The 10,845-nt window shown below is 42.8% G+C and carries 9 protein-coding genes; 7 read left to right on the plus strand and 2 right to left on the minus strand.

All coding sequences use genetic code 11. The features are described 5' to 3' along the window. Window positions 1-28: 28 nt before the first annotated feature. Complete coding sequence (gene deoC, locus PHAL_RS0121810; protein WP_016710558.1) at window positions 29-781, minus strand: deoxyribose-phosphate aldolase; 753 nt, start codon at window positions 779-781, stop codon at window positions 29-31. Window positions 782-1,061: 280 nt separating this feature from the next. Here deoC and cysG point away from each other — a divergent pair, with 280 nt between their 5' ends. The 7 genes from cysG (at window position 1,062) to PHAL_RS0121845 (ending at window position 8,808) form a co-directional block, all read left to right on the plus strand. After that, complete coding sequence (gene cysG, locus PHAL_RS0121815; RefSeq protein WP_016710559.1) at window positions 1,062-2,483, plus strand: siroheme synthase CysG; 1,422 nt, start codon at window positions 1,062-1,064, stop codon at window positions 2,481-2,483. Between the two features lie 52 nt (window positions 2,484-2,535). After that, on the plus strand, window positions 2,536-3,435 hold the full coding sequence (gene cysD / locus PHAL_RS0121820; RefSeq protein ID WP_016710560.1) for a sulfate adenylyltransferase subunit CysD: 900 nt from the start codon (window positions 2,536-2,538) through the stop codon (window positions 3,433-3,435). Then, window positions 3,435-4,862 carry a sulfate adenylyltransferase subunit CysN gene (gene cysN / locus PHAL_RS0121825; protein WP_016710561.1) on the plus strand — a complete coding sequence of 476 codons (1,428 nt, stop codon included), beginning with the start codon at window positions 3,435-3,437 and terminating at the stop codon, window positions 4,860-4,862. The genes cysD and cysN overlap by 1 nt, the downstream gene beginning before the upstream one ends. A 30-nt stretch (window positions 4,863-4,892) precedes the next feature. Further along, window positions 4,893-6,617: an SLC13 family permease gene (locus PHAL_RS0121830; RefSeq protein ID WP_016710562.1), complete on the plus strand. Its 1,725-nt coding sequence runs from the start codon at window positions 4,893-4,895 to the stop codon at window positions 6,615-6,617. Window positions 6,618-6,654: 37 nt separating this feature from the next. Next, window positions 6,655-7,254, plus strand: coding sequence for an adenylyl-sulfate kinase (cysC, locus tag PHAL_RS0121835; RefSeq protein ID WP_016710563.1), 600 nt, complete (start codon window positions 6,655-6,657; stop codon window positions 7,252-7,254). Between the two features lie 3 nt (window positions 7,255-7,257). Beyond that, on the plus strand, window positions 7,258-8,028 hold the full coding sequence (cysQ, locus tag PHAL_RS0121840; RefSeq protein ID WP_016710564.1) for a 3'(2'),5'-bisphosphate nucleotidase CysQ: 771 nt from the start codon (window positions 7,258-7,260) through the stop codon (window positions 8,026-8,028). Window positions 8,029-8,616: 588 nt separating this feature from the next. After that, window positions 8,617-8,808 (plus strand): hypothetical protein, encoded by a 192-nt coding sequence (locus PHAL_RS0121845; RefSeq protein ID WP_016710565.1) that lies wholly within the window; start codon window positions 8,617-8,619, stop codon window positions 8,806-8,808. A 70-nt stretch (window positions 8,809-8,878) separates the two neighbouring features. Here the strand turns inward: PHAL_RS0121845 and PHAL_RS0121850 are convergent, their stop codons facing one another. Further along, the gene (locus PHAL_RS0121850) at window positions 8,879-10,135 is read right to left on the minus strand and encodes an aromatic amino acid transport family protein (protein ID WP_016710566.1); all 1,257 of its coding nucleotides are present in this window, start codon (window positions 10,133-10,135) and stop codon (window positions 8,879-8,881) included. Window positions 10,136-10,845 lie beyond the last annotated feature (710 nt).

The raw sequence follows: 10,845 nt of genomic DNA on the forward strand, positions 1-10,845 counted from the left end.
ATCATGCTCCAGCCGTAACTTTTCTAATTCACTCTGACGCGTCATTGAGTACCGTATAAACGTCAGTAAGTAAGCTTGAGGCGCCAAACCTAAAAGTCGTAGGTTGTAAATACTGCTCACCCATTAAATCGTGAGCTAAACGTAAGTAATTACTTGCATCAGATACTGTTTTAACCCCACCTGCGGCTTTAAAACCCACCACTTGTGATGATTGCTTAATGGTACTCAACATGATCTCTGTAGCTTCAAGAGTTGCATTTATAGCAACCTTTCCTGTACTGGTTTTTACAAAGTCAGCACCGCCGGCAATGGCCAGTTCTGTCGCTTGTTTAATCAATTCAGGGGTTTTTAACTCTCCCGACTCAATAATGACTTTAAGTTGTACATGTTCAGGGCAAAGCTCTTTAGATGCGCGTACATAATGCAGTGCTGTATCTGCATCACCATCAATCAATGCTTGATATGGCATTACTAAATCAATTTCATCAGCACCACGCTCAATCGCAATTAAGGTCTCGTTTACAACATTATTTAACGGGTTATTGCCCGTGGGAAAGTTAGTCACAGTGGCCACCTTTACGAAACTCAGCTCACGCTGTGCTAGAGCCAATTTAGCATCAGCAACAAACTGGCTGTACACACACACCGCCGCGGGAATACCTACGTTTGGCTCAATACTAGTGATCAAAGCCTGAATACTGGCTGTGGTATCGTCATCATTTAAACTGGTTAAATCCATTAATTTTACTGCTAGTGTCGCAGCGTCTAATTGTGTTGTCATAAAATCACCAAATCAGGTCAGGTATGAGTAATAGTACCAAAAATAGCAAATCTCGCTATAGCTAATAACCAAACACTCTAAGCTAACAAACGGCCCTCTATATAGCTTGCAACTCGTCGCAATCCCCTGTTAACTAAGGCTTAAGCCAAACCTAACCACCACATATAACATTTGGTTATATCAACTGGGTTTTAATTATTTTTTACTTCGCTTGCACCGCTATATTCTGCGTTTGTTGAAAAAGCATTTATGCTGCGATTTTTCTCTAGGGGTCTACTACATGCAATATTTACCTATTTTTACTAAGCTCGACAACAAACCTGTATTAGTTTTGGGTGGGGGAGATGTTGCGTTACGTAAATGTCGTGCATTTTTAAAAGCACGCGCTGCGGTAACGTTAGTAGCACCTGAATTCTGTGATGAGCTAAATACTTTAGCCAATAATAACGAAGTTACGTTGATCACGGATTACTTTAACGAACAGCACCTAGACGGCATGATGCTGGTAATTGCAGCAACCGATCTGGAAGATGTAAACGCGCAAGTGTTTGAATTAGCTAATGCGCGCAATGTTTTTGTTAACGTGGTTGATGACCAACCCAAATGCAGCTTTATTTTTCCATCCATTGTTGATCGCAACCCAATCACTATTGCGATCTCCAGTTCTGGTACAGCACCAGTACTAGCACGACGCTTACGCGAAAAATTAGAAACACTTATTCCACAGCACATCGGTCCGCTTGCTAGTTTAGTAGGCAGCTTTCGCGAAAAGGTAAAACAACGCTTTACACATTTTTCAGACCGTCGTCAGTTTTGGGAAACCGTATTTGATTCATCGGTAGTAAGTAAAGTGCAAAGTGGCGATACCACAGCCGCAGCACAGCAGCTTGAACAACTACTGGATGCGAAACCTGAGCCTGAAGGCGAAGTGTATGTGATTGGTGCAGGCCCTGGAGACCCTGAGTTGTTAACACTAAAAGCATTGCAATTAATGCAACAAGCTGATGTCGTAGTATACGACTATTTAGTTTCTGATGAAATTATGGAGCTTGTTCGCCGTGATGCCGACTTAGTGTGTGTTGGTAAACGTTTAGGTGATCACAGTGTGCCGCAAGAAGATACCAATCAAATGCTGGTCGATTTTGCCAAACAAGGTAAAAAAGTATGCCGTATTAAAGGGGGTGACCCATTCATTTACGGCCGTGGCGGCGAAGAAGTACAAGTGCTTGCAGCTAACCAAGTGAACTATCAGATAGTCCCAGGTATTACTGCAGCTGCAGGTTGCAGTGCCTATGCGGGTATTCCACTTACGCATCGTGACCATGCACAAGCAATACAGTTTGTCACCGGCCATTGTAAAAAAGACGGCCAAGAACTCGATTGGCAATCACTGGCTAAGCCAAACCAAACTTTAGCAATTTATATGGGGGTGATTAAATCCCCTCACATCCAAGCGCAGTTACTTAAACATGGCCGTGGTGCAGATACGCCAGTGGCAATTATTGAAAACGGCACGCGTAAAAACCAACGCGTAGTAACTGGGCAATTAGGTGAGCTGGCTGATTTAATCGAACGCCACAGCATTATTTCACCAGCATTATTAATTATTGGTGAAGTTGCGTCATTACATGAACAACTTCATTGGTTTGGCGAAAAAGCCCAAACCAGCAGCTTTGCACAACCCCTTACTGGTGTGGCATAGCTGTAAACTATTTAGATTTTAACTTTTAATCATTTTAGTAGGACGACTAACAATGGCTTTAACTCACCTTCAGCAATTAGAAGCTGAAAGTATCAAAATCATGCGCGAAGTTGCTGCTGAGTTTGAGAACCCAGTTATGCTTTACTCTATCGGTAAAGACTCATCGGTACTTTTACACTTAGCGCGTAAAGCGTTTTACCCAGGTAAAATTCCATTTCCACTGCTTCACGTTGATACCAACTGGAAGTTTAAAGAAATGATCGAATTTCGTGATCGCCTAGCCAAAGAGTATGGTTTTGACTTAATCGTCCATAAAAATCCTGAAGGTTTAGCGATTAATATCAGCCCATTTACCCATGGCTCTGGTAAGCACACCGACATTATGAAAACTCAAGGCTTAAAACAAGCTCTTGATAAGTATGGCTTTGACGCTGCATTTGGTGGTGCGCGCCGTGATGAAGAAAAATCACGAGCAAAAGAGCGTGTTTACTCGTTCCGAGATAAACACCACCGCTGGGATCCAAAAAACCAACGTCCTGAGCTTTGGAATACCTATAACAGCCAAGTTAACCCAGGCGAAAGCATTCGTGTATTCCCGCTTTCTAACTGGACTGAACTTGATATTTGGCAATATATCTATCAAGAAAACATTGACATGGTTCCGCTTTATTTAGCTAAAGAGCGCCCAGTGGTTGAACGTGACGGCACCTTGATTATGGTTGACGATGAACGTATGCCACTTGCTGATGGCGAAGTACCCATGATGAAGTCAGTGCGTTTTCGTACTTTAGGTTGTTACCCGCTTACTGGTGCGGTGGAATCAACAGCCAGTTCACTGACTGAGATTATCGAAGAAATGCTGCTATCGACTTCATCAGAGCGTGAAGGCCGAGTGATTGACCATGATTCAGCAGGTTCAATGGAAAAGAAAAAACGTGAGGGCTATTTCTAATGTCTACCAATACTAACGATACAATTAATGAAGTAAGAGCAATTGGCATCGACGCCTACCTTGCTCGCCAACAAGATAAAAGCCTGTTACGTATGTTGACCTGTGGTAGTGTGGATGATGGTAAATCAACCCTGATTGGCCGCCTATTACATGACAGTCACCAGATTTATGAAGATCAATTAGCGGCATTACACAAAGATAACGAAAAAGTAGGTAACGCTGGTGAAGAGCTAGATTTAGCGCTACTGGTTGACGGCCTCCAAGCCGAACGTGAGCAAGGCATCACGATTGACGTAGCGTACCGTTATTTTTCAACAGCAAAACGTAAGTTTATTATTGCTGATACCCCAGGGCACGAGCAATACACCCGCAACATGGTAACTGGCGCATCCACCAGTGACGTGGCTATCATTCTTGTTGATGCGCGTTATGGCGTACAAGTACAAACTAAACGCCATAGCTTTATTTGTGACTCTTTAGGCATTAAACAATTTGTTGTAGCAATCAATAAAATGGATATCGTTGATTTTGACGAAACTGTTTATGAGCGCATTAAAGCAGATTACCTAAAATTTGCCGAGCAACTTAACGTAGCTAACATTAAGTTTGTACCTATGTCGGCACTTAAAGGTGATAACGTAGTAACACGCTCTGAGCACACGCCGTATTACACTGACAAACCACTGCTTGAGTTATTAGAAGACTCGCCAGCGGCAGAAACAGACACAGGCTTTGAAGCGCGTTTTCCTGTGCAATATGTAGTGCGCCCTAACCTGAACTTCCGTGGTTTCCAAGGTACATTAACCTCAGGAAAGTTACGTGTAGGCGATGCTGTAAAAGTATTACCATCAGGCAAAACATCAAGCATCAAAGAGATCGTAACCTTTGATGGGAACTTAGACACAGTCGAAGCTGGCCAAGCAGTAACCTTAACGCTTAACACTGAAATTGATATTAGCCGAGGGGACGTCATTGTACCTGCTGAGTCAACCGCAACAGTTACAAACCAAGTACAAGCAAAACTTGTATGGATGCATGAAGCACCATTGGTGTTAGGTAAAAGCTACAACTTTAAGTTAGGTAGTAAAAACACCTCAGCGATCGTGAAAAAGATTGATCACACTATCGATGTGAACACCCTTGAGCACGGCAGTGCAGATAGCCTACAGCTAAACGAAATCGCGATTGTAACTTTAGAGTTGACCGAAACTATTTTGGCTGATGCTTATCACAACAATCACGAAACCGGTGCTTTCATTTTGATCGACCGTTTATCTAACTTAACGGTTGCTGCGGGTATGATTGAAACTGTACTTGCTAAGCAAGAACAAACAAGTAACTTTAGTGAGTTTGAAGTTGAATTTAATGCCTTAGTACGCAAGCACTTTCCTCATTGGCAAGCGCTTGATATCTCAAAGCTTAAATAATCAACTTTGCCTGTTAAGGACGTATAAAGCATGTATCAACAGCTAGTATTAACAGGCATAATGCTAACTTTAGTCGGGTGCCTTTTTGGTACACGACTAAAGCCAGCATGGCTTTTTGTTGGCGCAATTGGCACCGCTTATCTTGGTGGCTTAATCGAGCTTGAAGATATGTTGATCAACTACGCTAACCCATCACTGATCACCTTAGTACTTTTAGTGTTGGTTTCTATCGCGGTTGAAAAAACCACGCTAGTACAAAAGCTTGCCCAATCATTATCAAAAGGAAGCTTAACCAGCTCAGTAACAAAGCTTGGGCTTTCTACTGCCTTTTTATCATCATTTACTAACAATACAGCGGTTGTCGCATCGCTTATTACCGCGATTAAAGACAGCCCTACACATTCCCCCTCTAAGCTACTATTACCGCTGTCGTATACCGCTATTTTAGGTGGCACAATTACCTTAATTGGTACCTCAACTAATTTAATCGTCAACGGTTTTGCCGTTGATGCAGGCATGGCACCACTGGGCTTTTTCGACTTTACCTTAGTTGGCTTAGGCGCATTAAGTGTGGGCCTTATTACTATTTTGGTGATGCTAAAATACTTACCTGACAACGGTAAAAACGACCAAGAAGTCGTGCCTTTCTACCTCGAAGGTAAAGTAGAGCCAGGCTCAAAACTGATAGGCAAAAGCGTTGAAGAAAATGGCCTGCGCGAGCTTAAAGATTTATTCCTCGCTGAAATTCTACGTGGCGACAGGCGTATTTGTGCGGTAACTCCGCAACAAGTGATAAAGTCTGGCGATATATTATTGTTTGTTGGCGACATCAAATCAGTGCCACTGCTCACCCGCTTTGACGGTTTAAAAGTCGTCCATGATAAACACGAAAAAGACGTAGAGCACCTTGTTGAAGTAGTAGTAAGCCAATCGTCAAAGTTTATTGGCAAAACAGTCAAAGAAATTCGCTTTCGCGAACAGTTTCATGCTGCCGTTATTGCCATTCGTCGCGGCCACGACCGCTTACAAGGTGGATTAGGTAAAGTACAATTACAAGCTGGCGATTCGCTGATCCTCGCCCCCGGTAAAGATTTTTATAATTTACCTAACCTAAAGCGTGAATTTGTGTATATCTCTGGGCTTGATTTACAAACTCATTTAGCGCCGAAACAGTCAAACTTAGTACTTGCCAGTTTTGCGGGTGTACTCGCGCTTAGTATTTTCAGCATCGTGCCTTTAGTTAAGGGCCTATTAGTATTACTAATTGCTTTAATGCTTACTGGTACTATTAAGCTCAGTGAAGTAAAACGTCGCTTTCCGATAGAGTTACTCGCAGTGGTAGGTAGCGCCATTGGCCTTGCTAAACTGATGATAGGCACCGGCCTTGCGGGGCAAATATCCAGCGCGATGTTTTATGTGTTGGGTGACTTTGGCCCCTACGGGGCATTTATCGCTATTTTTGTGATGACCGTAATGTTTACCGAGCTGATCACTAATAACGCAGCTGCGGCATTATCATTCCCTGTCGCCTATGCATTAGCGATTGGTTTTAATGTTGATCCACTACCATTTATTATGGCGGTGGCGTTTGGTGCATCAGCGAGCTTTATCTCCCCGTTCGGTTATCAAACTAACTTAATGGTATATAGCGCCGGCAACTATCGCTTAAAAGATTATGTATTAATGGGTTTACCGCTTTCTATTATTTATTCAATAACGGTATTAACCCTTATTCCGCTGGTGTTTCCTTTTTAAGCCAGCGCTACTTAGTATTTGATAAGAGAGTTTTACAATGGATGAGAACATTGTTTGGCATAATTATGCCATTACTAAAGCACAGCGTAGCGAGCAAAAAAGTCACAAGCCAGCAATTTTATGGTTTACTGGTTTTTCAGGCTCAGGTAAAAGCACCGTTGCTAACGCATTAGAAAGCGCACTTAATCAGCAAGGCATCCATACTTACCTGCTTGATGGCGACAACGTACGCCATGGCTTGTGTAAAGATTTAGGCTTTAGTGACGAAGACCGGATTGAGAATATCCGTCGCGTGGGTGAAACCGCTAAACTAATGGTCGATGCGGGGCTTTTGGTGCTCACCGCATTTATTTCCCCCTTCCGTGCCGAACGCGATATGGTAAGAGGCTTGGTCGACGAGAGTGAATTTATCGAAGTGTTTTTAGACACCCCACTGGACGTATGCGAAAGCCGCGATCCAAAAGGCTTGTATAAAAAAGCCCGTGCTGGTGAAATAAAGCACTTCACTGGTATTGATTCAGACTATCAAATACCTCATTCACCAGAAATAATTTTAGATACCAGCAAAAACACCCTAGACCAATCGGTGCAAGAGCTGATAGCGTATCTAAAGCAACAGCAAATAATCAAAGGTTAAGTCATGAACCAAACGGAACTGCTCGAAGAAATATTGATCCTCGCCCGCCAAGCTGGCAGCGCCATTATGGGGATTTACGAAAAGGATTTTAACGTTGAATACAAAGCCGATGAAAGCCCAGTAACCGACGCCGATCTAGCAGCTCATAAAGTGATTGCCAATGGCCTAGCCCACTTAACTCCAGACATCCCAGTACTCAGTGAAGAAAGCGCGAATATTAGCTGGGATGTACGAAAAACTTGGACCCGCTACTGGTTAGTCGATCCAATTGACGGCACCAAAGAGTTCATTAAAAAGAACGGTGAGTTTACCGTCAACATCGCGTTAATTGAAAATGGCAAACCCATATTAGCCGTAGTAGACGCCCCTGCCTTAGGCGTATCTTACCTCGCAAGCGACGCCATCGGCGCCTTTAAAGACCGCGGCGATGAGCGCATCGAACTTAAAGTAACAACTAAAGCTAACAAAGGGTTAATTCGTGTTGTCGGCAGCCGCTCGCACCCTTCCCCTGATCTAGCCGAGTTTGTAAAACAATTTGATGACGTTGAAATGGTCTCCAAAGGTAGTTCTCTCAAATTATGTTTAGTCGCCGAAGGTAGTGCCGATATTTACCCACGCCTCGGCCCAACCTGCGAATGGGATACGGGTGCCGGCCATGCGATTGCCGAAATCGCTGGTGCAAAAGTCACTAAACTCGACGGCAGCCCGCTGTTATACAACACCAAAGATGAATACTTAAACCCGTATTTTGTAGTTTCAGCACTGGAAGAATAAGAGCTTTCAGCTGTAAGCTATCAGCCGTCAGTTAAAGAGCAGACCGGCGTTAAATTTATCATCGTAGGCTGGGTTGAGCGATGCGAAACCCAGCATGTTTAAGCCATAAGCTGTAGAGCTTAAAGCGGTAAGTTATAAGCCAGCACTGCACTGAGGTCTGGTATTTCCGCTCTTTTGTAGGTCGGGATTTATCCCGTCACATTTTCAGGCTAAAGCCTGACCTACAAGACATAAAAGCGTCCCCCCTTAGGAGTTAGCTTCAGCCACGAATAACTCTGCACGATGTTTGAGTTTATAAACAATCTCACCACAGAGCTCACCGAGGCTCTTTGCTACACAGAGGCTTAATATTTGTGTTCTTTTGTAGGTCGGGATTTATCCCGAAAAGGACTGACAAGCAAGTCAACGTTAAATTGACCATTACAGAGTTAATTGAGTATCACAAAATCAGCCGACATAAACAGTAAGCTAAACTTCCCACCGGAGGCTTTAGTACGAAAATATTCCCCTACCTAAAAAGCCGCTCGTAAAATCAACTATTGTGCTTTAACATTCGCGATTCAATTAATTGATTCTATGGAATAAGTAATGACGACTATCGAAAGTGCGATTGATTCAGCCTACCAAGCACAGATTAAAAATCTCTATAATGCGCTAAGCCAAGGTGTATTGGCAGCAAATGGCGATGCAGATGCTATTTGTGCTGCAGAAGCAAGTTTTAAAAAAGGTCTAATCTTTGCAGCTGATATTAGAGCCCGCGCTATGGCTGCAATAGCATAATCTAAAAGCCCTGTAAGTTTGCACCTACAGGGCTTTTATTTGATCTAACTAAATACTCGATAGCGACTCACTAAGCAACAAAACCATAGATCAAAGCGGCCACTGCTAATAAGCCTACCACCAATACAAACAAAGAACTCATGCCACGGTACTGCTTTAATGCTGGCACTTTATATACCGCAATCATCGGCATGATAAATAATATCATCGCAATAATTGGCCCCGATAGTTGATCCATCATATCTAAGATACTTGGGTTTTTAACGGCACAAAACCAAATAGCAAAGAACATGATAGCTACACCAATTTTATCAGCGCTTTTCATCGACAAGCTTGTTTGTTTAGTCACCAACCCATTAAAGCTTTCTCGCGCACCTAAAAAATGACCTAAGAAAGATGAGGTAATAGCAATAAATGCAACCAAAGGACCAAAGGTAGCAATAAACGAGTTATCTGTGACATTAGCTAAGTAAGACAATATTGACACGTTCTGTGCTTTTGCTTGCAGCATTTGCTCTGGTGTTAAAGATAGTACACACGAAAATACAAATAGCAGCACAAATACAATTAACAACAAGCTAGTACGCTTTAGAATCGCCTCAGACTTAGCTGTCGCTTGATCGCCATAGTGACTTCGTTGCACATTTACAAAGCTTGAGATCGCCGCTGCGTGGCTAAATGAGAACACAATAATAGGGATTGACAGCCACAATGTTTTACTAAAGCCTGTAAACTCAGGAAAGGCCATATTGGGCACTTGCCAACTAGGGATCAAGTACAACGATAAGAACAATAAAATTCCTACTAAGGGATACACTAAAATTGCAAAAGCACGAAGCATCAATCGCTCACCGCCAAGCATGAGGCTAATCATACCAGCAACTAACACACCAGAAAGTAGTACTCGAGAAGGTGATTCCATACCAAGCTGATTAACAATAAAGCTATCAACGGTATTGGTTAAACCTACACCATAGATCAATAAAATCGGAAAGATTGATAAGAAGTACAAAAGAGAAATTAATCGACCCGCATTAGCACCAAAGTGCTCTTCGACCACATCAGTAAAATCCGCATCTTTATTTTTTGATGACAGCACAAAACGCGCTAAGCCACGGTGGGCTAAAAATGTCATCGGCAACGCCATGCACGCTAAAATGATCAGCGGCCAAAATCCACCAATACCGATGTTGATTGGTAAAAACAAAATACCAGCCCCAACGGCAGTACCAAAAAGACTTAATACCCACTGGGTATCATGAAAATTCCATTTTGAGTTACTTGTTGTCGATGCGTCATACTGCGTAGCATCTGTGGAAGAGTTCATGCACTTAACCTATTAGTATAATAATTTGGCAAGAGCATATAGAAGTTAACTCACTATTGCAGTTTTTGGCGATGTATTTAAGTAAAAAATATAGCTTAATTTGTAATTACTCGGTTACTTACTGTCATGAATTTGAAACGGTCATAAAATGAAAGTTCACTCACAAATAGAGGAAATTAGTTTCGAGTTTCGAGTTTCGAGTTTCGAGTTTCGAGTTTTTCAAGATTAAAGTATAGGGGAGTTAAAGAGGCACCGTTTTAAAGGGGTATGTTGCGCTCTGAGGAGTTCGTGGCGTTCTTTAATCCGTGGGAGCCCTCAACCCACGCTGCGGTATCCAGGTTGACACTGTGCGGCTGATAGCTGACGGCTTAACGCTGACAGCTATACTTTATTCCAGACAACAAAAAACCCGTCACATCGCTGTAACGGGTTTCTCTTATTTGGAGCCTGGCATGACGTAGTGCCTACAGCGGTAGAGAGCCGCATAGCAAATGCTACGCTCTCATTGTCTGTGGCTTTATTTATCCATGAGTATCAGATACTCAACTCACGCTACGGTATCCAGGTTGACACTGTGCGGCTGATAGCTGACCGCTGACAGCTATACTTTATTCCAGACAACAAAAAACCCGTTACATCGCTGTAACGGGTTTCTCTTATTTGGAGCCTGGCGATGACCTACTTTCACATAGCAAATGCTACACTATCAT

Origin of the sequence: Pseudoalteromonas haloplanktis ATCC 14393 (assembly GCF_000238355.1) — a bacterium.
GTDB lineage: Bacteria > Pseudomonadota > Gammaproteobacteria > Enterobacterales > Alteromonadaceae > Pseudoalteromonas > Pseudoalteromonas haloplanktis.

Coding starts and splice junctions, on each gene's coding strand:
- cysN (WP_016710561.1), top strand. CDS start 3,435: ATGTCTACCAATACTAACGATACAATTAATGAAGTAAGAGCAATTGGC.
- cysG (WP_016710559.1), top strand. CDS start 1,062: ATGCAATATTTACCTATTTTTACTAAGCTCGACAACAAACCTGTATTA.
- deoC (WP_016710558.1), bottom strand. CDS start 781: ATGACAACACAATTAGACGCTGCGACACTAGCAGTAAAATTAATGGAT.
- cysQ (WP_016710564.1), top strand. CDS start 7,258: ATGAACCAAACGGAACTGCTCGAAGAAATATTGATCCTCGCCCGCCAA.
- PHAL_RS0121850 (WP_016710566.1), bottom strand. CDS start 10,135: ATGAACTCTTCCACAGATGCTACGCAGTATGACGCATCGACAACAAGT.
- PHAL_RS0121830 (WP_016710562.1), top strand. CDS start 4,893: ATGTATCAACAGCTAGTATTAACAGGCATAATGCTAACTTTAGTCGGG.
- cysD (WP_016710560.1), top strand. CDS start 2,536: ATGGCTTTAACTCACCTTCAGCAATTAGAAGCTGAAAGTATCAAAATC.
- cysC (WP_016710563.1), top strand. CDS start 6,655: ATGGATGAGAACATTGTTTGGCATAATTATGCCATTACTAAAGCACAG.
- PHAL_RS0121845 (WP_016710565.1), top strand. CDS start 8,617: ATGACGACTATCGAAAGTGCGATTGATTCAGCCTACCAAGCACAGATT.